Origin of the sequence: Drancourtella sp. An57, from assembly GCF_002161525.1 — a bacterium.
GTDB classification, from domain to species: Bacteria; Bacillota; Clostridia; order Lachnospirales; family Lachnospiraceae; genus Sellimonas; species Sellimonas catena.
Genome location: NZ_NFHY01000021.1, coordinates 14,372 through 38,781 on the forward strand (window position 1 = coordinate 14,372; position 24,410 = coordinate 38,781).

General features: G+C 47.4%; 26 protein-coding genes, 1 tRNA gene and 1 pseudogene. 3 read left to right on the forward strand and 25 right to left on the reverse strand.

Going from position 1 to position 24,410, the window contains the following annotated elements; all coding sequences use genetic code 11:
- Positions 1–10: 10 nt before the first annotated feature.
- A complete protein-coding gene (gene asnB, locus B5G11_RS14365) occupies positions 11–1,885 on the reverse strand; it encodes an asparagine synthase (glutamine-hydrolyzing) (RefSeq protein WP_087255002.1) in 1,875 nt (624 codons plus the stop codon).
- A gap of 65 nt (positions 1,886–1,950) precedes the next feature.
- Complete coding sequence (locus B5G11_RS14370; RefSeq protein ID WP_087255004.1) at positions 1,951–2,679, reverse strand: NAD-dependent protein deacylase; 729 nt, start codon at positions 2,677–2,679, stop codon at positions 1,951–1,953.
- Between the two features lie 166 nt (positions 2,680–2,845).
- Here B5G11_RS14370 and B5G11_RS14375 point away from each other — a divergent pair, with 166 nt between their 5' ends.
- Positions 2,846–3,739 (forward strand): YitT family protein, encoded by an 894-nt coding sequence (locus B5G11_RS14375; RefSeq protein ID WP_087167180.1) that lies wholly within the window; start codon positions 2,846–2,848, stop codon positions 3,737–3,739.
- A gap of 161 nt (positions 3,740–3,900) precedes the next feature.
- Here the strand turns inward: B5G11_RS14375 and B5G11_RS14380 are convergent, their stop codons facing one another.
- The 14 genes from B5G11_RS14380 to B5G11_RS16560 form a co-directional block, all read right to left on the reverse strand.
- The gene (locus B5G11_RS14380) at positions 3,901–4,698 is read right to left on the reverse strand and encodes a DUF6612 family protein (protein ID WP_158099302.1); all 798 of its coding nucleotides are present in this window, start codon (positions 4,696–4,698) and stop codon (positions 3,901–3,903) included.
- 151 nt (positions 4,699–4,849) lie between these two features.
- Positions 4,850–5,296 (reverse strand): MarR family winged helix-turn-helix transcriptional regulator, encoded by a 447-nt coding sequence (locus tag B5G11_RS14385; protein WP_087167178.1) that lies wholly within the window; start codon positions 5,294–5,296, stop codon positions 4,850–4,852.
- Between the two features lie 40 nt (positions 5,297–5,336).
- Positions 5,337–6,407: a nitronate monooxygenase family protein gene (locus B5G11_RS14390; protein WP_255396461.1), complete on the reverse strand. Its 1,071-nt coding sequence runs from the start codon at positions 6,405–6,407 to the stop codon at positions 5,337–5,339.
- 15 nt (positions 6,408–6,422) lie between these two features.
- On the reverse strand, positions 6,423–8,120 hold the full coding sequence (locus tag B5G11_RS14395) for an acetyl-CoA carboxylase carboxyltransferase subunit alpha (protein WP_343215519.1): 1,698 nt from the start codon (positions 8,118–8,120) through the stop codon (positions 6,423–6,425).
- A gap of 27 nt (positions 8,121–8,147) precedes the next feature.
- The gene (locus B5G11_RS14400) at positions 8,148–9,482 is read right to left on the reverse strand and encodes an acetyl-CoA carboxylase biotin carboxylase subunit (protein ID WP_087255014.1); all 1,335 of its coding nucleotides are present in this window, start codon (positions 9,480–9,482) and stop codon (positions 8,148–8,150) included.
- A 35-nt stretch (positions 9,483–9,517) separates the two neighbouring features.
- Positions 9,518–9,946: a 3-hydroxyacyl-ACP dehydratase FabZ gene (gene fabZ / locus B5G11_RS14405; protein ID WP_087167175.1), complete on the reverse strand. Its 429-nt coding sequence runs from the start codon at positions 9,944–9,946 to the stop codon at positions 9,518–9,520.
- A gap of 15 nt (positions 9,947–9,961) precedes the next feature.
- Positions 9,962–10,426 carry an acetyl-CoA carboxylase biotin carboxyl carrier protein gene (gene accB, locus B5G11_RS14410; RefSeq protein WP_087255017.1) on the reverse strand — a complete coding sequence of 155 codons (465 nt, stop codon included), beginning with the start codon at positions 10,424–10,426 and terminating at the stop codon, positions 9,962–9,964.
- Positions 10,427–10,438: 12 nt separating this feature from the next.
- Complete coding sequence (fabF, locus tag B5G11_RS14415; protein WP_087255020.1) at positions 10,439–11,677, reverse strand: beta-ketoacyl-ACP synthase II; 1,239 nt, start codon at positions 11,675–11,677, stop codon at positions 10,439–10,441.
- A 22-nt stretch (positions 11,678–11,699) separates the two neighbouring features.
- A complete protein-coding gene (gene fabG / locus B5G11_RS14420; protein ID WP_087255023.1) occupies positions 11,700–12,434 on the reverse strand; it encodes a 3-oxoacyl-[acyl-carrier-protein] reductase in 735 nt (244 codons plus the stop codon).
- Positions 12,435–12,484: 50 nt separating this feature from the next.
- Positions 12,485–13,405 (reverse strand): ACP S-malonyltransferase, encoded by a 921-nt coding sequence (gene fabD, locus B5G11_RS14425; protein ID WP_087255026.1) that lies wholly within the window; start codon positions 13,403–13,405, stop codon positions 12,485–12,487.
- The gene (gene fabK, locus B5G11_RS14430; RefSeq protein ID WP_087167170.1) at positions 13,398–14,336 is read right to left on the reverse strand and encodes an enoyl-[acyl-carrier-protein] reductase FabK; all 939 of its coding nucleotides are present in this window, start codon (positions 14,334–14,336) and stop codon (positions 13,398–13,400) included. The genes fabD and fabK overlap by 8 nt, the downstream gene beginning before the upstream one ends.
- Positions 14,337–14,433: 97 nt before the next feature.
- Positions 14,434–14,652: an acyl carrier protein gene (acpP, locus tag B5G11_RS14435; protein WP_087167169.1), complete on the reverse strand. Its 219-nt coding sequence runs from the start codon at positions 14,650–14,652 to the stop codon at positions 14,434–14,436.
- A gap of 80 nt (positions 14,653–14,732) precedes the next feature.
- Positions 14,733–15,710 carry a beta-ketoacyl-ACP synthase III gene (locus B5G11_RS14440; protein ID WP_087167168.1) on the reverse strand — a complete coding sequence of 326 codons (978 nt, stop codon included), beginning with the start codon at positions 15,708–15,710 and terminating at the stop codon, positions 14,733–14,735.
- Between the two features lie 172 nt (positions 15,711–15,882).
- Positions 15,883–16,026, reverse strand: a complete 144-nt coding sequence (locus B5G11_RS16560) for a hypothetical protein (RefSeq protein WP_171027862.1) — start codon at positions 16,024–16,026, stop codon at positions 15,883–15,885.
- Between the two features lie 415 nt (positions 16,027–16,441).
- Between B5G11_RS16560 and B5G11_RS14445 the strand changes: the two genes are divergently transcribed.
- Both B5G11_RS14445 and B5G11_RS14450 read left to right on the forward strand, forming a co-directional pair.
- Positions 16,442–17,098, forward strand: coding sequence for a YwaF family protein (locus B5G11_RS14445; protein WP_087167167.1), 657 nt, complete (start codon positions 16,442–16,444; stop codon positions 17,096–17,098).
- A gap of 121 nt (positions 17,099–17,219) precedes the next feature.
- A tRNA-Leu gene (locus B5G11_RS14450) sits at positions 17,220–17,303 on the forward strand.
- A 110-nt stretch (positions 17,304–17,413) separates the two neighbouring features.
- On the opposite strand, the gene B5G11_RS14455 is transcribed toward B5G11_RS14450, so the two are convergent.
- The 9 genes and pseudogenes from B5G11_RS14455 to B5G11_RS14495 form a co-directional block, all read right to left on the reverse strand.
- Entirely contained in the window at positions 17,414–17,716 is a 303-nt protein-coding gene (locus B5G11_RS14455) for a type II toxin-antitoxin system RelE/ParE family toxin (RefSeq protein ID WP_087167166.1), read from the reverse strand.
- Positions 17,709–17,972: a type II toxin-antitoxin system prevent-host-death family antitoxin gene (locus tag B5G11_RS14460; protein ID WP_087167165.1), complete on the reverse strand. Its 264-nt coding sequence runs from the start codon at positions 17,970–17,972 to the stop codon at positions 17,709–17,711. The genes B5G11_RS14455 and B5G11_RS14460 overlap by 8 nt, the downstream gene beginning before the upstream one ends.
- Before the next feature lie 228 nt (positions 17,973–18,200).
- Positions 18,201–19,484 (reverse strand): annotated as a pseudogene (locus B5G11_RS14465) (6-phospho-beta-glucosidase); the annotation flags it as partial.
- Positions 19,382–20,005: a PRD domain-containing protein gene (locus B5G11_RS14470; protein WP_087255032.1), complete on the reverse strand. Its 624-nt coding sequence runs from the start codon at positions 20,003–20,005 to the stop codon at positions 19,382–19,384. The gene B5G11_RS14470 and the pseudogene B5G11_RS14465, both read right to left, overlap by 103 nt.
- A gap of 180 nt (positions 20,006–20,185) precedes the next feature.
- Positions 20,186–21,826, reverse strand: a complete 1,641-nt coding sequence (locus B5G11_RS14475; RefSeq protein WP_087167162.1) for a Na/Pi cotransporter family protein — start codon at positions 21,824–21,826, stop codon at positions 20,186–20,188.
- A gap of 238 nt (positions 21,827–22,064) precedes the next feature.
- Positions 22,065–22,571 (reverse strand): hypothetical protein, encoded by a 507-nt coding sequence (locus B5G11_RS14480; protein ID WP_087255035.1) that lies wholly within the window; start codon positions 22,569–22,571, stop codon positions 22,065–22,067.
- Positions 22,572–23,327 (reverse strand): DUF1700 domain-containing protein, encoded by a 756-nt coding sequence (locus tag B5G11_RS14485; RefSeq protein ID WP_087255038.1) that lies wholly within the window; start codon positions 23,325–23,327, stop codon positions 22,572–22,574. It abuts the gene before it with no gap.
- A complete protein-coding gene (locus tag B5G11_RS14490) occupies positions 23,320–23,640 on the reverse strand; it encodes a PadR family transcriptional regulator (protein WP_087167159.1) in 321 nt (106 codons plus the stop codon). The genes B5G11_RS14485 and B5G11_RS14490 overlap by 8 nt, the downstream gene beginning before the upstream one ends.
- A 120-nt stretch (positions 23,641–23,760) precedes the next feature.
- Positions 23,761–24,399: a DUF4340 domain-containing protein gene (locus B5G11_RS14495; RefSeq protein WP_087255041.1), complete on the reverse strand. Its 639-nt coding sequence runs from the start codon at positions 24,397–24,399 to the stop codon at positions 23,761–23,763.
- Between the last annotated feature and the right edge of the window lie 11 nt (positions 24,400–24,410).

The window sequence follows — 24,410 nt, forward strand, 5'->3', positions numbered from 1 at the left end:
TCACTGTGTTTTAGTGCGCGCAGTCTGCCTCGATCTTGTCCAGATCTCCGTTATTGATAAAGTATGCTTTATACCACATCAGGAACGTATAGACTACCCAGATCTGAATGGAATGGGTTACCTTTCCTTCTTTGTGTTCTTCCAGAAGCTGCAGAATTTTCTTACGGTTAAAGAATTTTCCTGCTGTCTCGCTCTTGAATTCTTTTTTGATCATTTTGTAATACTGATCTTCTCTCATCCAGTTCGGAAGCGGGCTCGGGAACATGAGTTTCTTTCTCTCCGCGCTCTTCTTGCTGAATTTACGGTCCGCAAGGGCACGGAACGCAAGCTTCGTGTTGGAATCGTTGACCTTGCATTTTGCCGGAATCGTCCGGGCAGTCTTGAATACTTCGATATCCATAAACGGAACACGAAGCTCCAGTGAGTTTGCCATGGACATCTTGTCCGCTTTCAGAAGGATCTCCTGACGCAGCCACATGTTAAAGTCCAGATACTGCATCTTGGACACATCGTCCAGATCCGGCACCTTGTCATAAAATTCTTTAGCAATATCCAGCGGATTTCTGCTCTTGTATTTTTTCTTGAGGAATGCATCCCGTTCTTCATATTTGAAGACGTTGCTGTTGCCGATATAACGTTCTTCCACATCCTTGCTTCCGCGGATCAGGAATCCTTTTCCCTTGAATTTCGGAAGCGGTGTGACAACCTTTGCCACTGCCTTTCTGAACCACTTCGGAAGCTTCTGATATCCGCCAAGAGAGATATTCTCATGGTAGATATTGTATCCGCCGAACATCTCGTCCGCACCTTCTCCGGAAAGTGCTACCTTGAAGTCCTGAGAACAGCGGTTGGAGATGTAGTACAGAAGGTTCGCGCTCGGGTTGGCCAGCGGCTCGTCCATGTAATACTGAATCTTCTCCGCATCGTGGAAATATTCTTCAGCAGATACCTTCCGTCCGATATTGCGGATGCCAAGCTCGTCTGCCAGTTCCTTTGCGTGAGGCGCTTCGCTGTATTTCTGCTCTACAAAGTCGATCGTAAATGTCGTCAGATCCACCTTGTCCTTCAGTTCATATGCCACGTAGCTGGAATCCACGCCGCTGGAAAGGAAGGAACATACCGGCACGTCTGCGATGATATGTTTGTTTACTGAATCTTCCAGAACACCGTCCAGCTTATCCGCAACACTCTCGATGGTCTGATTTTCATTGATGTCAAAGGTCGGCTCCCAGTACATCTTCACGTTTACCCTGCCGTTTTCATAGGTAAAGTAATGTCCCGGCAGCAGTTTGTATACATTCCTGAAGAATGTCTCTTCTCCAGGAATACATCCGAATGTCATGAAGTCCGGAAGTTTCTCCTCGAACAGCTCTTTCTTGAAATCCGGGTGAGCCAGGAAAGACTTGATCTCGGAGCCAAACAGGAACGTACCGTCCTTATGGTAATAATAAAACGGCTTGATGCCGAAATGGTCTCTTGCTCCGAACAGTGTCTTCTTCTTTCTGTCAAAGATGACAAACGCAAACATTCCTCTCAGTTTTTTAAGCAGTCCTTCCTTGCCCCACTCTTCGTATCCGTGGAGAAGGATCTCAGAATCGGTATGTGTTGTAAATACATGTCCGGCCTGAATCAGCTCTTCTCTGATCCCCTGATAGTTGTAAAGCTCGCCGTTAAAGATCAGCACCAGATTTTTGTCTTCATTGAACATCGGCTGAGACCCGCCTTCCAGGTCGATAATACTAAGTCTGACAAAGCCCAGCCCGACTCCGCCTTCCACGAAAGCATCCTGTGAATCCGGCCCTCTGTGGCGAATCTTATCTGTCATCTTCCGGATCACGGAAGCATCGTACTCTTTCATTCCTGCATAACCTGCAAATCCACACATACTTTTTCTCCTTTATATAAATGTCTCCTGATATCAATATACTAACTTCATTATTTTAGCGAATTTCACTGTGGATTGCAAGAGATTTGTTCCATCACTTTTCCAATCGGTTCCCGGATCACAAGATCCGCCCGGACAGACCGCCCTGTTTCCGCCTTGTTGATCAGCACAAGATACTTTCCGCGGAAGTAGTCGATAAAACCGGCCGCCGGGTAAACGACAAGGGAAGTCCCGCCGATAATCAGCATATCCGCATGAGCGATCGCCTCCACGGAATTCTGGATAGTCTTCGTATCCAGCCCTTCTTCATAGAGCACCACATCCGGCTTGATCATCCCGCCGCAGCTGCATCTTGGAATGCCCTCACTGTTTTTCACATACTCTGCATCATAAAATTTACCGCACTCCATGCAGTAATTTCTGTGAATACTTCCGTGCAGTTCATATACCTTCCGGCTTCCCGCCTTCTGGTGAAGCCCGTCAATATTCTGAGTGACAACGGCGGAGAGCTTTCCTGCCTGCTCCAGTTCGGCCAGTTTCCTGTGGGCCGGATTCGGCTCCGCGTCCAGACAGAGCATCCGGTCCTTATAAAACCGGTAAAATTCCTCCGGATTTCTCAGAAAAAAGGTGTGGCTTATGATTGTCTCCGGTGGATATTTATACTTCATATTGTATAAACCGTCTTCACTGCGGAAGTCCGGAATGTTGCTCTCGGTGGAGACTCCCGCTCCTCCGAAGAATACGATATTCCTGCTCTCATCTATCATCTGCTGAAATTTCCTGATCTCTTCCATGTCCTTCTTCTCCTTTCGTTTCTTTCTCTGCTTTTCCTCGTTTTTCCTTTAGTATAGCACAGTTTCATCATACTGATAAGATTTCCTGATTTTCCGGAAATCTCTTGTTCCCCTTCTTTTCTTCCTGTATACTGATTCGTATCTGAAATAGAAAGGACTGACAGGTATGAATGAGAGCATTTCCAAAAAAGTATTGAATATTATTACAATCTTAATCGGCAACGCCATCTATGCGCTCGGTGTTGTCGTCTTTATTCTTCCAAATGACCTGATCACCGGGGGAACGACTGGTCTTGGAATTGCGTTTGAGCATTATTTTAATATCCCCATTTCCATGTTCGTCTTCTGTTTCAACGCCGTTATGTTCGTGCTTGGAGCAGTTGTCCTTGGAAAAATGTTTGCACTGACAACACTGATCAGCAGTTTCTTTTACCCGATCATTCTCGGCGTATTTGAAAGAATTCCGCAGCTTGCTAATGTCACCAGCGACCGGATGCTCGCAACCGTCTGCGGCGGACTGATGATCGGATTTGCCATCGGAATCGTGATCCGGGCAGGAGCCTCCACGGGAGGAATGGATATTCCACCTCTTGTCCTGAATAAAAAGTTCGGGTTTCCGGTGTCTGTCATGCTCTATCTCTTTGACTTTACGATCCTGATTCTCCAGATGCTCTTCTCCGACAAAGAGCAGATCATCTACGGAATCCTCCTTGTCCTGATCTACACCGTCGTCCTGGACAAAGTACTCCTCACCGGACACGTTCAGACTCAGGTCAAGATCGTAAGCAAAAAGCACAAAGAGATCAATCAGATGATCGTCCAGAAGCTGGACCGGGGCTCCACTATCCTGTACGGGGAAACCGGCTATCTTCACACCGATCAGCCGGTAATTATGACTGTCATCTCCAACCGTGAGCTGACAAAGCTCAATCAGGAAGTCAATAAAATTGATCCGGAAGCCTTCATGATTATCTCCCGTGTCAACGAAGTCAAAGGACACGGCTTCTCCAGCGGCAAGATTTACCGGAACAAAAAGACTGCTGCCGTATCCGGAAAATAAAATGTTCTGAACTATTCTCAAATATACAAAATCCGGAAGTCGCTTTGAATGAGACTTTCCGGATTTTTATATTACTCTTTCATCAGTTTATGGAGGCTTTCTTCAGAAAGTTCCAGTTCCTTTGCAATTTGGCTGTCTTCCATGCCCTTCTTTCGCTTTTTTTATCCCAGAAGATCCTGCGATACTTCTGTGTAGGAGGACAGGTCTTCCGGCAGTGTGATTTCCACCTTTTTACCCGGATCTTTCAGGGTACTTGTCATCTTTGTATTCACGCTGACTTCGCTTCCGCTGATATTCATCAGCAGATCCATATCAACATTACTTTCGATATAATAGCCGTCCGGATTGATCAGATAGGATCCTCCTGCCTTCTCGATTGTAAAATCCGCCGTTTCTGTTCCGGTCTGCATATTGGAAAGAATCTCCTTTGTATAGTTGGTCATCTTCTCCGGATCTCCGGTAAAGGTAAGTCTCGTATTTTCTCCCTCTTTTTCTGCCGTCAGCTCCGTCATGGCTTCCGAGGATACTGTGCCGCCCATGCTGTTTTCCACCTGCTCCGTAATCGCTTCCAGATCGTACGGATATTTGAGCTTCTGGCCTGATGTCTCCATATAATAGTAGCCGTCTGTGTAAAATGCAGTCATCTCGATATTCTGCCCGAGGAGTGAGGTCGTCGTCTCCATCTGATACTGCAGATCCGATGTATTGTATCCGGACATCAGCATATCGACATTCATATCGATATCCACCGTCTCTCCGGCCTGCTCCAGCGTCATCTTCGTTCCCATTGTCATGTCCAGATCTGTCAGTTCCCCGTTTTTCTCCACCGCAGCCTGATAAAGTTCCTGTGGATCCGGTTCTTCCTGATTCTGACTGCATCCTGCTGCCGTCAGAAGACCGATGCAGCAGATTCCTGCAAGAATCCTTTTTCCCATCTTGTTTTCTGTCCGTCGTTTCACCATTTCTTCCCTCCCTTTCTGATTTCAGGCCTTCCGGCCTTTCCAAAATCCTGTCCGTATTTTCTTCCAGTTACGGAAGCAGCCGCAAAACAGCTCATAAAAGCTGCCCTGCGGCTGTTTTATTCAGTGTACCATCCGGTACAAAAACATGTCAATACTGTTCCCGATAGGATTTGAAAAAGTCGGACAGACTGTCCAGCGTTTTGACGAGAACCGGAATCTCATCCTCTGAGAGGGCGGATACGACTGCTTCCGTCATCTTCCTGTGAAAATCTGCATGATGGTGGTACGCCTTTTCCCCCTTTTTTGTCAGGCGGATATTGACCACTCTTCGGTCCTGGGAACTCCTCTCCCGGACCACATACTTTTTATTGACAAGACTGTTCATGGAGGTTGTAAGAGATCCGACAGTGATTTTCAGTTTTTTTGCGATTGCCGACATATTGTTTCCTTCTCCGAGGCCCACCGCTTCAATAATATGCATATCGTTGTTCGTAATGTCCTTATATTCTTCTGTGATCACTGCTTTTCCTTCCAGCTCCCAGATTTCATTGAACAAATGAACCAGGATTTCGTTGATTGCCCTGTATGCGTCCACGTTTTTTTGCTCCTTTACCTGTCTATCTTTCGTCTTGTCCCTATTCTTCTCCCATCAGTGAACCTATCACTTCCCTGACAGTCGTGATCTTCTGCTGTCTGTACGCCTCTTTTCCACAGAAAAGAAGTGCTTCCTCCACATCCCCTCTGGCCGCTGCCACGAGGCGTTCTGTAATGCAGTACGGAATTTCGGACGGATTGCATTTATGAAGACATCCAAGGCATTTCTTCGGAGTAAATTTCTCCCCGTCCATCACTCTTTTCATAAATGGATTTAAGATTGCACGCCCCGGCATTCCTACCGGACTTGTCACAATGCAGATGTCCTCTTCTCCGGCGTTTATGTATGCTTCCTTATAACGGATATCCGCATCACATTCTTCTGTCGTCACAAAAAGGCTCGCCGTCTGCACACCGTCCACGCCAAGCGCCATGGCCGCTTCCACCTTCTCTTTTGTGTCAATGCCGCCGGCCAGGACAACCGGAATCTTTCTTTCATACTTCTCTTCGTACTCCCGCACGGCCTTTAAGATGGACTTTACTTCTTCATTGTATGCCTTATCGTCAAATATCTCAAGCTGTTCTTTCGTAAATCCAAGATGTCCTCCTGCCTTCGGTCCCTCAATCACAAGCAGATCCGGCACCCGGTTGTACTTTCTGTCCCAGTATTTCAAAATGACTCTCGCCGATTTTTCAGTTGAAACAATCGGTGCGATCTTCGTATCGGTTCCCTCCACATAGCGCGGGAGCTCTGTAGGCAGCCCGGCTCCCGAAATAATCAGATCACATCCGATGGCAGCCGCATGCCTTACATACTCCTCGTAATGCTTCAGCGCTACCATGATGTTAAATCCGATCACTCCGTCCGGCGCGGTCTTTCTGGCCTTTTGGTATTCACTTTCCATGGCCCGCAGGTTGGCCTGAAACGGATTTTTTTCAAAATCCGCTTCCCGGAATCCTATCTGCGCATTGGAAATGATCCCCGCCGCGCCCTCTTTTGCAACAGCACCTGCAAGTCCTCCCATGCTGATACCGACTCCCATTCCCCCCTGAATGAGAGGAATTTTGATTTGTTTATCGCCGAGCGAAATCGGCGGCCATTTTGTGTTCACTTTTTCGTTCCTTTCCTACATCCGACGGAATCTCCGGTAACGTTTTTCAACCAGAGCATCTGCATCCATCTCCATGTACTCACAAATAAATTTCTTCAGACTTCTGTCCAGTCTGTCTGCCACTTCCTCCAGATTTGCGGAAGTGAAATTATCCGGCTCCGGAATCACCTGCTCGACAATCTCCATGCTCTTTAAATGGTTTGCCGTCAGCTTCATGACCCCCGCCGCCTCTTTTGCCCGTTTGCTGTCTTTCCAGAGAATGGATGCAAATCCTTCCGGAGAGAGGATCGAGTAGATCGAATTTTCCAGCATCCACACTTCATCCGCGGTCGCGATGGCAAGCGCTCCTCCGCTTTCTCCCTCTCCGATCACGATGGATACAACCGGTGTTTTCAAGCCGGACATCTCATAGATATTTCTCGCAATTGCCTCTCCCTGTCCTCTTTCTTCTGCTTCAATTCCGCAGAACGCTCCCGGTGTATCAACAAAACAGATGACCGGGCGGTGGAATTTCTCCGCCTGCTTCATCAGACGCAGCGCCTTCCGGTATCCGTCCGGGGAAGGCATTCCGAAATTCCGGAGAATATTTTCTTTTGTCGTTGTGCCCCGTTCCTGCGCAATGACTGTGACCGGCATTCCGTGGAATCTTGCGATTCCTCCGATAATCGCCTTGTCATCTTTGAAATACCTGTCACCGTGCAATTCAATAAAGTCGGTAAACAAGGTGTGAATATAGTCACTTCCTACCGGGCGGTCTTTTCTTCTGGAAATCTGAACCCGCTCCCAGGAGGTCAGCCCTTTATATGGAACACGTTTTTCCTCTCCTTCGTTCTGACAGCATTCCTGCCGCCAGTCTTCCCCGTTCTCTTCGATTTTATGCATGCTGAGAATAGATGCAAGCACTTCCTTCATCTCTTCCCGCTCTACAATCCGGTCGATGAAACCGTGCTCCAGCAGAAATTCCGATTTCTGGAATCCTTCCGGCAGCTTCTGTCCGATCGTCTGCTCAATGACACGCGGTCCGGCAAAACCGATCAATGCGTTCGGCTCTGCCAGAATGACATCGCCAAGCATGGCAAAACTTGCCGTTACTCCGCCGGTTGTCGGATTAGTCAGGACCGAAATATAGAGAAGCCCGGCATCACTGTGCTTTTTCAAAACCGCAGATGTCTTTGCCATCTGCATCAGGGAGACAATGCCTTCCTGCATTCTTGCTCCGCCTGAGCAGGCAAAAATGATCACCGGAAGTTTTTCTTCGGTAGCCCGTTCTACGGCACGGGCGATCTTCTCTCCGACTGCCCATCCCATACTTGCCATCATGAAGCGTCCGTCACAGATGCCAAGTACCACTTCATTTCCATTGATCTGCGCTTTCCCGGTCATGACGGCCTCATCAAGATTTGTCTTCTCCTGGAGAGCCTTCACCTTCTCCTCATATCCCGGAAAGCTTAACGGATTGCCCGCATTCAGGCCGTGATCCCACTCTTCAAACGTCCCTTCGTCCGCGATCATCTCCACTCTTCTTCTGGCATGTACCCGGAAGTAATTGTGACACTTCGGGCAGATATAATAATTGTTCTTGACATCCTCTGTCACAATCGCCGCCTTGCACGCATTACACTTTTTCAGCAGACCTTCCGGCACCTCCGGTTTTCCCTTTTTATCTGAAGTATGAATCGTTATGTAGTTTTTTCGTTCTGTTTTTTTAAACATATTGGATAATTTCATGTCTTTTCACTCCTACAAACGCTCGATAAACTCAATATCAATATTTCCGCTCTGATAATCCGGATGGTTGATCAGTTCGTACAGATAGTCAATATTTGTATCGATTCCTTCGATGATAACCTCCCCGAGGGCACTTCTCATTTTGCTGATCGCTTCCGGTCTTGACTTTGCATGGACAATCAGTTTTGCCAGCATGGAGTCATAGTACGGCGGAACTGTATAGCCGCTGTAGATTGCGGAATCGATCCGCACTCCCTTTCCTCCCGGAAGGTAGATATCCGTGATGGTTCCCGGTGACGGGCGGAAGTTCTTTGCCGGGTTTTCCGCATTGATACGGCACTCAATCGCATGTCCGGTCAGTTTGACGTCCTCCTGGCTGATCTTTAAATGCTCCCCGGAAGCAATGCGGATCTGCTCTTTTACCAGGTCAATTCCGGTTACCCACTCGGTTACCGGATGTTCTACCTGAATTCTTGTATTCATCTCCATAAAATAGAAGCTGCCGTTCTTTTCAAGCAAGAACTCGATGGTTCCGGCATTTTCATAATTGGCCGCTTTCGCCGCCTTTACAGCTGCTTCTCCCATCTTCTGACGGAGCTCCTCACTCAATGCAAGAGACGGAGACTCTTCGATCATCTTCTGATGGTTTCTCTGGATAGAACAGTCCCTCTCTCCCAGATGGATAACATTGCCATAGTGGTCCGCCAGAATCTGAAACTCAATATGACGAGGATGTTCCACAAAATGTTCGATATACATCATATCGTCGCCGAAAGCTGCCTTTGCTTCTTTCTGGGCTGTCGTAAATGCCTTGGAAAACTCCTCCGGAGTCTTCGCTACACGCATGCCTTTTCCGCCTCCGCCAAGCGCCGCTTTTACGATGACCGGATAACCGATCCGATCCGCCTCTTTGGCACCTTTTTCTTCATCAAAAACCGGCTCCGTACTTCCCGGAATGACCGGAACTCCGGCAGATATCATCGTATTTCTTGCCTCAGCCTTGTTTCCAAGTTTCTCAATCACTTCCGCTTTTGGTCCGATAAATGTAATATTGCATTTTTCACAAAGCTCTGCAAACCTGCTGTTCTCGGACAAAAATCCGAATCCCGGATGAATTGCGTCCGCTCCGGTAATCATCGTCGCGCTTAAGATCTTGTCCATGCTCAGATAACTCTCCGAAGAAGGAGCCGGCCCGATGCAGACCGCCTCGTCCGCAAGCTGTGTGTGCAGTGCTTCCCTGTCTGCTTCCGAATATACCGCAACCGTTTCGATTCCCATCTCACGGCACGCACGGATAATCCGTACCGCAATTTCACCCCTGTTTGCAATCAAAACCTTCTTAATCATATCTGCCTCCGACCTCGTTTTTATCTTTTTCTCATCTAGCCGACCATGAAGGTCAGTTCTGCGCTCACAACGACTTTACCGTCCACGCTTGCGATCGCTTCCCCGACACCAACCGGTCCTTTCTGTTTGATGATCCTTGTTTCCAGTTTGACTTTGTCTCCCGGAACAATTTTTCCTTTAAATTTACATTTGTTGATTCCGCCAAAGTATGCGATCTTTCCTTTGTTTTCTTCTTTGCTCAGGATCGCAACCGCTCCGACCTGCGCCAGCGCCTCTACAGTCAGAACACCCGGCATTACCGGTTCCTGCGGAAAATGTCCCCGGAAGAAATCCTCCCGGAATGTCACACATTTATAACCTGTCGCGAATTCGCCCGGTTCGTAATCTTCGATATAATCTACCAGAAGAAACGGGTGGCGGTGCGGCAGAATTGCTTCGATCTCTTTAATTCCCAGATGTTTCATCCTGTTTCACCTCAATTATCTGATCCGGAACAGAGGCTGTCCATATTCTACGCCCTGTGCGTTTTCCACAAGAATTTCCTCCACTGTTCCGTCATATTCACTTTCGATTTCATTCATCAGTTTCATAGCTTCCACGATGGCAAGGACCTGCCCTTTCTTCACTGTGTCGCCCACCTTCACATACGGATCTGCATCCTCGGACGGTGCCGCATAGAAAGTTCCGACAAGCGGGGATGTTACAACCTTGCCTTTCTGCACATCCGGTTCTTCAGAAGCTTCGATCGCCGCTTTCGTTTCCTGTGCGGTAATCACTGCTCCCTGTACCGCAGCCGGGGCTGTCGTCTGCGCGTCAGCCGCAACAACCTTGACACTGCTTTCTTTTCCCATTTTGATACAGACACTCTCTGTCTCATATTTGAACTCTGTAAGCTTTGAATCCGAAACCGTGTTAATCAGTTTTAAAAGCTGTTCCAGCTCCATGTCTACACTCTCCTATTCTTCGTATTTTTTGATCAGAAGGGTCGCATTGTGTCCGCCAAATCCAAGAGAATTACTCATGGCATAGCGGATTTCCTTCTCAACCGGCGCACCAACTGCATAGTTTAAGTCACATTCTTCATCGACATTTTCTGTTCCCACTGTCTGGTGGATAAATCCTTCTTCCACGGATTTTACGATCGTTACGAACTCCACTCCGCCTGCTGCTCCGAGCAGATGTCCGATCATGGACTTGGTAGAGTTGACAACCACATCTTTTGCCGCATCTCCGAGCGCGGATTTGATGGCGATTGTCTCAAACAGATCGTTGTGGTGTGTACTTGTTCCGTGTGCGTTGATATAAGTTATATCCTCCGGTTTTACGCCTGCTTCTTTCATAGCATCTGTCATGGCACGTGCCGCACCGCTTCCGTCTTCAATCGGGGAAGTGATGTGGTAAGCATCGCCTGTCGCACCGTATCCTACCACTTCTGCGTAAATCTTTGCCCCCCTTGCTTTTGCGTGCTCCAGCTCTTCCAGAACAACAATACCGGCTCCCTCACCGAGAACGAATCCGCTTCTGTCCTTGTCAAACGGAATGGATGCCCGCATCGGATCATTGGATGTGGTCAGTGCGGTCAGAGCAGTAAATCCTGCCACACCTGTCGGACAGATGGCGCTTTCCGTACCGCCTGCAAACATCACTTCCGCATCCCCGTACTGAATGGCACGGAATGCATCTCCGATACAATGGGTTCCGGATGCACATGCTGTCACAACGTTTGTACATTTTCCTCTTGCACCAAGCTGAATGGAGACATTTCCTGCCGCCATGTTGGAAATCATCAGAGGTACCATCAGCGGATGTACCCTGTTTGGTCCTTTTTCCACAATCTTTGTATATTCTCTTTCTACAGTCTGCAGGCTTCCGATTCCGGACCCTACAATAACTCCGACACGGAACGGATCTTCCTGTTCCATATCGATGGCCGCATCTTTACATGCTTCCAGTGCAGCGGCCACCGCATACTGCGAAAATGTTTCCATTCTCTTTGCCGCTTTAAAATCCATATAGTTTTTCGGCTCGAAATCCTTAACCTCGGCCGCAATCTTTACTTTATAATCAGAAGTGTCAAACTTCGTAATCTCTCCGATTCCGACTTTTCCCGCTTTGACTCCTTCCCAGAATTCCGGTACGCTGTTTCCGATCGGAGTGATCGCTCCCAGTCCTGTTACAACTACTCTTCTCTTCATATTTCGTCTCCTTCTTCGCTTTTTACATTCCGCCGTCTACACAGATGACCTGTCCGGTGATATACCGTGCGTCATCCGATGCCAGAAACGCCGCTGTCTTTGCGATGTCTTCCGGCTGTCCGAATGTACCGAACGGAATCTGCGCTTTCGCTGTTTCTTTCACTTTCTCCGACAATACTTCCGTCATTTCTGTCTCAATAAATCCCGGCGCGATGGCATTGACCGTGATGTGGCGGGAAGCAAGCTCTTTTGCGCATGCTTTCGTAAGTCCGATGATTCCCGCCTTGGATGCAGCATAGTTTGCCTGTCCCGCATTTCCATACACCCCTACGACAGAGGAAAGGCTGATGATGCGTCCGCTTCTCTGCTTGAGCATCTGTCTGGAAGCAAACCGGATACAGTTAAACGCTCCCTTTAAGTTCGTGTCTACAACAGCATCAAAATCCTCTTCGCTCATCTTCATCAGAAGTCCGTCTCTTGTGATTCCTGCATTGTTTACCAGAATGTCTACCCGCCCGTAGGTGCTGATAATCTCCTGGAACATTTCCTCGCAGGCTTTAAAATCGGCTACGTTGCACTGTCTGATCTCGGCTTTATTTCCCTCCGCCTCGATCTGTGCCTTCACCTCTTCCGCTTTTTCTCTGGAGCCGTTGTAGTTGACAATCACAAGTGCCCCTCTTCTCGCAAGCTCCATCGCGATCGCCTTTCCAATGCCTCTTGATGCTCCTGTCACTACTGCTACTTTCTGCTCTGTCATACTCTATACTCCTTACGTATATCAAATTTCAGACCGCTTCGGATCTGATCTTATTTCAGCGCTTCTGCTACTTTTTCCACGTCTTCCCATGTTCCGATATTGTACATGGCAACGTCACGGCTGATCTTCCTCATAAATCCGGCCAGTGTTTTTCCCGGTCCGATTTCCACGAAAGTGTCTACACCTTCCTCGATCATCTTCCGGATGCTCTGCTCCCATCTTACAGATGAGGATACCTGCTGTCCCAGAAGGCCTTTGATCTCTTCTTCGTTTTGTACATATTCCGCTGTCACATTGGTCACATACGGAATCTCAAGCTTGTGGATTTCTACGTTTTCCAGTTCTTTTAACAGCTCTTCTCCTGCACTTTTCAGAAGCGGTGAGTGGAACGGTCCGCTGACATTGAGCATTACAACACGTTTTGCCCCTGCCGCTTTCAGCTTTTCTGACGCTTCTTCCACTTTGGCTGTCACTCCGGTAATTACAATCTGTCCCGGACAGTTGTAGTTTGCGATAGTTACGCCCTCGATGTCCGCAATCACTTCTTCGATCGCAGATGCTTCCAGTCCGAGAACTGCCGCCATGGCTCCCTCGCCTGCCGGCACTGTATTCTGCATCAAAATTCCTCTTTTACGCACTGTGCGGATTGCGTCCTCCTCAGACATGCCGCCTGCAATGGCAATAGCGCAGTATTCGCCAAGGCTTAATCCTGCTGTAACATCCGGCCGGATGCCGTGTTCGCTTACCACTTTTGTCATGGCAAGACAGGTTGTCACAAGCGCTGCCTGTGTATACTCTGTCAGATCCAGTCTGTCGTTCTCCTCAAAGCACAGTTCCTTCATGTCGAGATCCAGAATCTCGGATGCTCTGTCAAATACGGCTCTTGCGCTTTCGCTGTTTTCATAAAAATCCTTGCCCATTCCTGCTTTCTGGGCTCCCTGTCCAGGGTAGATAAATGCTATCTTACTCATAGAATCCCGCTCCTTTGATAAGTGCATCTGTCTCGCTTACCAGCTTCTCGATAAACTCTTTACAGGTCAGCACTTCTTTGAACATCGCCGCGCTCTGTCCTGCCATCACGCTTCCTGTTACGACGTCTCCGTCTACGACTGCTCTTCTCAAGCCGCCCAGCGTCATCTGTTCCAGTTCCTCAAATGTCGCGCCTTCCTGTTCTTTTTTGATGTATTCTTTTGCCATCTGGTTTCTGAGTACACGTACCGGGTGTCCTGTGGAACGTCCGGTTACACGGGAATCAATGTCTTTTGCCTTGATAATGCTGTTTTTATAATTTTCATGAACCTGGGATTCTTTTGTAACAACAAATCCGGTTCCAAGCTGCATTCCTCTTGCGCCAAGCATAAATGCCGCTGCCATGCCGCGTCCGTCTGCAATTCCTCCTGCTGCGATGACCGGAATGTTGACTGCGTCAACCACCTGCGGCACGAGAACCATCGTTGTATTTTCACCGATGTGTCCGCCTGCTTCTGTTCCCTCTGCCACGATGGCATCTGCCCCGCAGCGCTCCATTCTCTTTGCCAGAGCCACGCTTGCTACAACCGGGATGACCTTTACGCCTGCTTCCTTCCACATTTTCATGTATTTTTCCGGGCTTCCGGCACCGGTTGTCACGACTTTGACGCCCTCTTCCACGATGACTTTTGCCACGTCATCGGCATACGGGCTCATCAGCATGATGTTCACTCCAAACGGTTTGTCAGTCAGCTCTTTTGCTTTTCTAACCTGATCTCTTACCCAGTCTGCCGGAGCGCTTGCCGCACCGATCAGTCCAAGTCCTCCTGCATTGGATACAGCCGCTGCAAGTTTATGTTCTGCCACCCAGGCCATTCCGCCCTGAATGATCGGATATTCAATACCCAGGATCTCTGTAATTTCTGTCTTCATCCCAATATCCCTTCCTTATCTGTTTTCCAGCAATATGTTTCTGCCACCCGGCCTTCGCCAAAAAGGCACCTGACCGGATGGCAGTAAAGATGCGTTATTATTTGCTTAAGTAATCTACTACTTCACCGATCGTTGTAAGCTGCTCCAGATCTTCTGTAGGAATCTCTTTTCCGTATTCTTCTTCCAGTGCCATTACCATTTCAAACAGGTCCAGAGAATCTGCTCCAAGATCATCTTTGAAAGATGTCTCCTCTGTCAGTGTATTGATGTCTGCTCCAAGATTTTCTGCTACGATTTCTTTTACTTTTTCTAACATAGTGGTAGTCTCCTTTTACTTTTCATTTTCTTTTTTCATGTTTTCTATTGTAATCCGGCCTTTGCCGGTAATTACCTGTATTACCATTCCAGAATGGATGCTCCCCAGGAGAGTCCTGCTCCAAATCCTGCAATCACGATTTTCTGCCCTTTTTCAAGCCGTCCGTCCCGGTTCATCTCATCGAGGAGAATCGGAATGCTCGCGGATGAGGTGTTGCCGTACTCCTGCAGATTCATCGGAAATTTCCCGATGTCTGTCTTCAGGCGTTTTGCAACAGATTCCACAATCCTTTTGTTGGCCTGATGAAGGATGAACCAGTCGATATCCTCCGTTCCAAGCCCCGCCTTGTCAAGCACCTCCGTCACAATCTGCGGAACACTCTTGACTGCAAACTGGAATACGCCTCTTCCGTCCATACTGATGTAAGTATCCTTCGGTGTCTCTCCGGTCTTCTTAAACGCTTCCACAAACTCCGATGAAAATCTGCTCCTGCAGACAAGTGCGTCTCCCCTGCATCCATCGGAATGTGCTGCCGGAAGATATACTGTTCCTTCCGCTGCCCGGATCACTGCCGCGCCTGCGCCGTCACCAAACAGGATGCAGGTGCCCCGGTCAGTCCAGTCCACCATAGAAGACAGCGTCTCAGTTCCAATAGCCAGAATCGTCTTGTAAAATCCTGCCGCAATGTAGGCCTGCGCGCTCTGGTATGCGAAGACAAATCCCGTGCAGGCTGCCTGCATGTCATATCCCGCCGCATTCACCGCCTGGATCTCTTTTTGCACCTCACAGGCTACGCTCGGGAAGATTACGTCCGGCGAAGAAGAAGCGACAAGAATCAAGTCGATCTCCTCCGGAGAGATCCCGGCGTTTTCCAGTGCCCTCTTTGCCGCCTCCGCCGCCATGAAAGAGGCGGTCTCATGCTCTGCGATGTGGCGGTTTCTCACACCGGTCCGTTCACGGATCCACTCGTCATTCGTCTCAACCATCTCAGACAGGTCATTATTGCTCAAAATTTTAGGCGGGATATAAGATCCCGTTCCGCATATTTTTCCTATCATATGTTTTCTCCAAACTTTTATTTGAACTTAAAATACTTTGATAATCAAACTATATTACACGAATGCCCGGTTGTCAACCCTGTTTTTACATTACTCCCCTGTCTGCCCTCTGTTTTCCCTTTGCGGACAGCCCGCTTTTTTCTGACTGTGCCTGATCAAAGAACCGCTGCTTTTAAGCGCCTTCCCCTTTTATTTCCTCTCGAAGTCTTGCAATTCTGCGTTTGATCTTGCGGCAGATGTAAAAATTGTCCCTGTCGTTTGATTCCAGCCGGTTAAGACGGTCTTCCAGCAATTTGATTTTATGTAACTGTTCCATATGATTTCGTCCTCACTTTCCTGTTAGAATAAAGAGTTCTGCCTGCGGAACTCTCGCGCCGAGCGCGGTCGCTTTAGCAACAAATTTCTGCTTTGCGCGAGTGCGCATCCCGCGGAGCGTTTTTATTTAACAGGGAACGAAGATTCCTGTTAAATAAAAAAAGTGCGCCCGGTTATCTCTTACAAATAACCGGGCGCACCCGACATCTTCTCTGATCCCGCAGCTGCGGCCGCGTATCCTCAGATGATCCTGTTTTATTTTATCGTATCCTTCTTTGATCAGACACCCTCATTATAATACTTATATCTTTTCTGTCAACCATTTTTTCACCTGCTCTTCTTTTTGTATATTGTGGTAAAATATTCTTATACTATTTCAGTATGAATTCATACGAAAACGGGAGGAGGAATGTTGTATGAGAGGTCTCCGGTCTTTGGACCGTTCGGAACGCTTTCTTTTTTATACAGGGCTTGTGATGGCGGCAAGCGAGATCTGGAAACAGTGGACTCTGACTTTCGTTCTCGGCGGCGGAAGCTACAACTGGTGGTACTTTCCATTTCAGCTCTGCTCCGTTCCGATGTATCTGCTTTTGCTTCTTCCTGTTGTCCATGCTTCCCGCCTCCGCCGGATCTTTCTTACCTTTTTAATGGACTTTTCTCTTCTTAGCGGAATCGGAGCCTTTCTCGATACGAGCGGAATGCACTACCCGCTTCCTGCGCTCACGTGCCATTCCTATCTGTGGCATCTGCTCCTGATTGCCGTGGGGATCTTCTGCGGTCTTTCCGCCATCAGCGATCATACCTGGCATGGCTTTTCCTCCTCTGTCATCCTGTTTGCGGTTCTCTGTAGTGCTGCCACGGTCATCAATCTTACAATCGGACGGACGCACGACATCGATATGTTCTATATTAGTCCGTACTATCAGATGTCCCAGGTCATCATTTCGGATCTGACCCGCGGATTTCCAAATCCGGTCCGGATCCTCTGCTATCTTGCCGTTATTGTTTTCGGCGCGTTTCTTCTGCATCTGTTCTGGCAGCATCTCTTTCTTGTGCGGAACAGGAAAAAATAACCGGCAGCGGCATCCAGGATGCCCAAAATGCAGTAGAAAACCGCCTACCAAAAAAATTTTTAAATTTTTTCAAAAAGTATTTGCAAAAAGAACAATTATATGATATAGTATCTTTTGTCAGGCGGATATGGCGGAATAGGCAGACGCGCTAGATTCAGGTTCTAGTCCTCGTGAGGGGGTACAGGTTCAAGTCCTGCTATCCGCATTGATAACAAAGAAGAGATAGTTGGTTGTCAGCTATCTCTTTTTTATATTCTTTACAAAAGTTTATATACAGAAGTAGAGCCAAAGTCTTTTCATTACTCTGGCTCTTCCTTATACATTCCGTCCCTGATACTGTACGGTCACAACATAGACGGTTTTACTTGATTCATCAATTTTGAAGATGGCAATATAATTATCTATCAGTAATTGCCGGTATCCTTTTCCGGCGTATCTTCCTTCGCTCCGTTCTTGATGCGACTGCGGGAAAGTTTCTAATTTCTTTAATGCCGCCCAAATTCGGTCTGTCTGTCCTTTCGCATTTTCCGGTGATAACTTTTCCAAAGCAATGTAGGAAAAAATATCATCAATTTCTCGAAATGCCTGTTGGTTTAATCTGACTTTATATTTATCCATAATATTTTCTATTCAGTTTCTCAAATGCTTCATCGAGATCAATAGAAGCGCCGCCTTCTTCCATTTCTTTTTCGGATTCATAGATTGCCTGATCGATCCGGTTGCTTTTTGCAAATTTATCATATAATTCACTGCTCATTACGACCAGATCACTGTATCCGTTTTTGGTAATAAAAATCGGTTCCTGTATCTTATGAGCAATATCCGATATCTCACTTGTATTGCGGAGATCTTTAATTGGCATAATAACTGGCATAATATCAGCTCCTTTCTTCCTTTAACATGATTATAGCATAATTATGTCGAAAGGTACACTCAATTATTCGCCTGCTTCTGAATTCGTATAAAATTAGAATCCCTCAGCGGAATCAGGTCGCTTCTCCCCTCATCGCCCGTTCCAGGAAAAAAGACCCGAAGACGCAGGGCATATCCGCACTGCCGTCTCCGGGCCGGTGTTGTTTCGTTCTATGTTGTTTACTTTCTTTTACGCTTTCAGCGGCTCCAGATTTTCTCCATTGGACTCGATCACCTGTTTATACCAGTAAAAGCTCTTTTTCCGGTAACGTGCAAGAGTGCCGCTTCCATCATCTTTCCGGTCTACATAGATGAAGCCGTAGCGCTTGCTCATCTCCCCGGTTGATGCGCTGACCAGATCGATACAGCCCCAGGTCGTATAGCCAAGCAGTTCCACGCCGTCTTCTTCCACGGCCGCCTTGAATGCCTCGATGTGGGCCTTCAGATACTCGATCCGATAGTCGTCATCCACCGTCCAGGACCCTTTGCCGTCCGGAATCAGCTCATCCTTCGCGCCGAGTCCGTTTTCTACGATAAAAAGTGGTTTCTGGTAGCGGTCGTAAAGTGTATTCATCGTCGTACGCAGTCCAAGAGGGTCGATCTGCCAGCCCCACTGAGAGGATGGAAGATACGGATTCTTTGTCCCTTTGAAGGCATTTCCGATGGTCTCGCCTACGTTTTCCTGTGTTGTAATGCACCTGGAAGAATAATAGCTGAAACTGATGAAGTCCACGGTATGTTCCCGCAGAATCTCTTCATCTTCCGCTGTCATGCCAAGGTCGATGTTCTTCTTCTCAAAGAGCTTCTTTGCGTAGTTCGGATAATATCCTCTGGCCTGCACATCGATAAAGAGCATGTTTTCCCGGTCTTTTCCGAGAGCCGCCCAGACATCTTCCGGCCTGCAGCTGTACGGGTAATAGTTTCCTGCCGCCATCATACAGCCCACCTTGTTTTCCGGATCAATCTCATGTGCAATCTTTGTCGCCCAGGCACTAGCCACCAGTTCATGATGGGCGCTGATATATTTCGCTTGTTCCTGATCTTCCCCTTCCTCAAACTGAAGTCCCGCTCCCATAAAAGGAAGATGGAGAATCATATTGATTTCATTGAAGGTGATCCAGTATTTAACGAGACCCTTGTACCGGGTAAAGAGCACGGTCACAAGCTTTTTGTAAAGCTCGATCAGCCGTCTGTTCTTCCATCCGCCGTACTCCCGGATCAGATGCATCGGACAGTCAAAATGGGTGATCGTCACAAGAGGCTCAATTCCGTATTTCTTACATTCCCGGAATACGTCCTCGTAAAAGGCAAGGCCCGCCTCGTTCGCCTCCGCTTCATCTCCCTTTGGGAAAATTCTGGACCATCCGATGCTCATACGGAATGTCTTAAATCCCATTTCCGCGAACATGGCGATATCTTCTTTATAATGATGGTAGAAATCAATTCCTTCCAGAGCCGGGTAATCTTCATCATCTCCTGCGTGTGGCCCATATCGCGAAAGTCCATCGACGCATTGACCAGATGCATGGCGATAAATCCCGCCTCATCCTCCGGAAGAAGTACTCCTGTTTTCCGCTCAATGATGTTCAACGATTCCATCCCGATCTGATATTCGTGATTGTAAAACCGTTTGATCTCCGTAAGCAGGGCATTCTGAATCGGAATTCCGCCTTTCGACCGCTGAATCGCGAAATGGATGTGGTCACAGAGATTCAGATACAGATAATTACTGAGCTGCCTTCCAAGGGAAATCGTCGCATACTCCACGATCTCGTTGGTTGCCTGGATACATTCAAGGGGCATGGAAGAAAACAGTTCCTCCATGTGCTGTCTTTTCTCCTTCTGAAGCACATAAACTTTTTCCACTTTTCCGTCATCAATATACTCTCCCGGCTTTTTCTTAAAGCCGATTCCGCACCCCATTACAAGGACTTCCTGTCCTTTTTCATCATGGGTTCTGATCAGATTGTTGTTAATCACTTTATCAACCTGCATTCTTACGATCCGCCCTCCTACATAAAATGCACAAAAAATAGGCTATACCGCTCCCACATTTTAACTCAAATGTGTACAATCGGTATAGCCTGCTTTACCAGTAACAATCCTTTTATACAAGGCCAGTATAGCATCCAACCTTGTTTTTATCAATTATGAATAAAAGTTTTATGCACCTTTTTACGCTCCGACTTTTCCAAGTCCCATTTCCTGTCCGATATTCAGAATATGATCTCCGATCCGTTCAAAATCCGTAAGCATCTCGGAATACAGAATACTGACCTCTTCATCCTGTTTTCCCTGCTGCATCCGGTCGATCTGTCCCTGGCGGAAGCTTTCTGTCATGTCGTCTATCCTCTGTTCCGCCTCTTCGATCCTCTTCACGATCTCTGTGTCTCCCTTCTTGACATCGCTTAAAATCTCAAGCGCATCAAGACTTGCTTTCTTCATCTGGCGGATCTCCTCCATCTCGGTACTGGAAAATACAATGCCCTTTTCTTCCATCATCTGTGTGTACTCACACAGATTTGTCGCATGGTCTCCAATTCTCTCCAGATTACCGCATACTTTGAACAGAGCACTCATGTATCTGGCATCTTTCTGGTTTGTCTCATTGACAATCGTCTTGGAAATATATTTGCAGATCTCTTTATTGAGGAAGTCGATGTACTCTTCTTTTTCATCTACCTGCGCAAGGAGGGCGGTGGAACCATCCAGCACCGCATCAAAACTCAAGTGCACGTTTTCCTTTGTCATCTGAAGCATCCGTTCTACTTCTTTCTGAACTCCTGTCAAAGCGATTGCGGAAGTACCGATATGGTTTTCCCTCTTCGTATCAACCGGGCGGATGTATTCCAGATGCATCCCTTCCACTTTCTCTTCTTTCTTATCCGGAAGAACCTTCTCGGCAAAGGATGCCAGATAGTTTCCAAACGGAATCAGAAGAATGGTGGTGACAATATTAAACAACGTATGCATGTTGGCAATCTGCCCCGCCACATTGGTCGGCGTCCAGCTTTCCACCAGAGACGTAAGCGGCGTCAGAATACAGACAGTTGTAAAAATGATCGTTCCGATGATGTTAAATGTCAGATGGATGATCGTCGTACGCTTTGCGTTCCGGCTTGTCCCTATGGATGCAAGCACCGCCGTAATACAGGTACCGATATTCTGTCCAAAAAGAACAAACACCGCGCTCGGAAGTCCGATCAGACCGTTTGATGCCAATGCCTGCAGAATACCAACAGACGCGGAAGAAGACTGAATAATCGCCGTAAACACCGCTCCGGCAAGAATACCAAGCACCGGATTTGAGAATTTTGTCATAAGGCTTACAAAAGCCTCCGAATCACGAAGCGGCATCATGGATGAGCTCATCATCTCCATACCAAGGAAGAGTACACCAAGTCCTGCTACAATCAGACCGTAATTATGTACCTTCGGACTTTTAATGAAAAGAATCAAAGCCACTCCAAGAAAAGCGATCAGCGGAGCAATCGCCCCAATGTCAAGCGCAATCAGCTGTCCTGTAATTGTCGTACCGATATTTGCACCCATGATGATCCATACTGCCTGTCTTAATGTCATCATGCCCGAATTTACAAATCCTACTACCATAACCGTTGTCGCCGACGAAGACTGGATCACGGCTGTCACTCCGGCTCCTACCAGGACCCCCAGAAAGCGGTTGGCTGTCAGCCTCTCCAGGATTCGTTTCATCTTGTTTCCGGCGGCTGCTTCAAGCCCGGAACTCATCATCTGCATTCCGTAAAGGAACAAGGCAAGTCCCCCCAGCAGGCCAAAAAAGTCTGTCAACTTCATTTCTCTTTTCCTCCATAAAAGTTGAATTTTCCTCTCAATTTTACAAAATGCTAACTTATTTTTAACATTCCATTTATATATTTACTAGAAACCGCGAAAATACGCAATAGGTTATACGAAAAATTAACATGATTTTACGTAGATTTTACCTGAATTTTACATTTTCTTTCCCATGAACCTGCTTCCAGAGAAAAAAATTCAAAAAGTAAAGACCGGAAAAACTCTTTCCGGCCTTGTTTTACCATATTTCAATTTTCTCCCGGTCTTTCGGGTTCAGGTACAGATCGATGGACTCAATATCCTTCTGCCTGTAGCTTCCAATCTTATGTTCTTTCAGATCACCCAGAATGATGTCCCTGAACTCCATCACATCCCGCACTTCATCATAATTGATATACGGGAAATAAAATCCGAGTGTTTCGGCATCCTCCTGCCACGCTTCCGGCGCAACCCGCTTTTTGTTGTACTCAATACTGTAGTGCAGTGTGTTTTCCGGTACGGAGTCATCCCAGACAAGATTCAGATACGGCTGTCCGTAATCCATATATACATCCACTGTACCTCCGTCAGATGGCGGCGTAAAGCTCATCTCTCCTTCCATCACTGTCATCTCCGTCTCCCCGACAGTTCTCTCCCCTGCATAGTCCAGAGAAAAGAATTCCACGCATCCGATTCCTGCACCGATTCCGCTGATCAGTACCCCGCCCGCAAATATTCCGGCAAGTAATTTCCGATACTGCTTCATCTATAACACCTCCCCTGTCTGTTCTGCCTTCCTCTCACCCTCCGGTTTTTTTCTGTACTTTTTTCGAAGTCCGAATGTCAGAAGTCCGAGGGATGCCCCTGAAGCTGCTGCTCCAAAGCAGAAAATCTCCGCCCCAAGAAGCGGATATCCGGAAAACACCAGAGTCAGCAGGGCTCCAAAAGCAAACAGACTGACAGCCGCCATTCCCATCAGAAAGCAGGTAACAAGTATCCAGCTCAGATTCCAGATCAGAACGCAGCAATTGTGAAACAGACGCCTGGACGTACTCCAGACCGGAATCTCCGTACTTTTCCTCCACAGGCTCTTTTTCTCCTGTCTGCCTTCTTTCTCTTCGCTGCCTTCCGTCCTCTGTTTGGATTTTCCGGAAAAAGCTCTCCATTTTCCGGCTATTGTATCTTTCATTTTCCGGATCTTTTCCAGAATTTTTCCGAAAAACGCAGCCGCCTTTCCCGCCAGTTTTCTGCTCCCCTCAGAAACTTTTTCCATGTCCGGAGTACGGATCACGATCCCCTTTGTCTTTTCTTCAAATTTCGGATCCACGTGATATGCCTCCAGAATTTCGGCTGCCAGCTCTGCGATATTACCAAAATCGCTGATCGCCTCTTCTTCGCTGAGCCCGCTTTTCATCTTCAGATCAATGTGCTGCGCATACTCATCAATAATATCTTCCTGTTCCCTTTCATCCAGCACTCTTAAATGATCTCTTAATTCTTTTAAAAACCCTTCTTTATTCATGCTTTCCCTCCTTTAGGAAACGGCACACCCGTTCCTGAAACTCATTCCATTCTGCCTCAAGCTGATCACGGTGGAGAATCCCTGCCGCAGTCAAATGATAATACTTTCTGGGCGGTCCTTCTGTGGACTCACGCAGATAGGTTTCAAAATAATGTTCGTTTGTCAATCGTTTCAGGAGCGGGTAAATGGTCCCTTCATTTACGTCAATGACCTTGGATACTTCTGTCACCAGTTCGTATCCGTACATGTCACGGTTCCGGACTGATTCCAAAACAATCAGTTCCAGAACTCCTTTTTTAAACTGTGGATTCATTCCATCACTCCTCCTGTTATTATACTATACCCACTACTTGATTATGTCAAGTACTGGACGAAAATTAATAGCGGGCAGTCTGCTGCTGCCCGCTGTTCACCTTAGACAAAGGTCGGTCTTCTATTCATCGGCCGAACCGCTCTCTGTATCTGTGCTTTCCTCTCCGGATGTACTGTCATCCGAAGAGCTGTCGTCTGCAGAAGCATCATCCTCTGTAGATTCTGTCTCCTCTTCTTCTTTCAGATTATCCGTGTTCATCTCCAGTACATTCGGAAGGGAAGAGGATACCGTATACACATTTTCCTTGTCCCCTGTTGTCATGTAATAATCGGAGTCTGCTCCGTCTCCGATATAAATGGTTTCTGTTGTGCCATCTTCTCCTGTCACGGTAATGGTATAAGCAGGGGAATCCAGTCCATAGCTTTCCAGAGAATCCGGATCCTCAATCTGCCGCTCAGCCTGTACATCGGATACTGTATCCGCGATATTCTCAATGGTATCCTGCACAAGAGCCGTCTCCGTATCATCTTTCAGATGCCAGGTATCGTCTTCTTTTACAAGAGATACGCTGCTTCCGTCTTCGGAAGAGTAGGTGATCTCCACCGGATTTTCAATGTCCACCACCTGGATCTTCTCCGCTTCGGCTTTGGCCTGTTCTGCTTCCTTCTGACTCTGATTGTAGCTTCTAAGTGCAAAGTAAACAATACAAAGTACAAGAAGTACTGCCAGAAGTATGATAAGTCCTTTTTTCTGTTTCATCTGTCCACTCC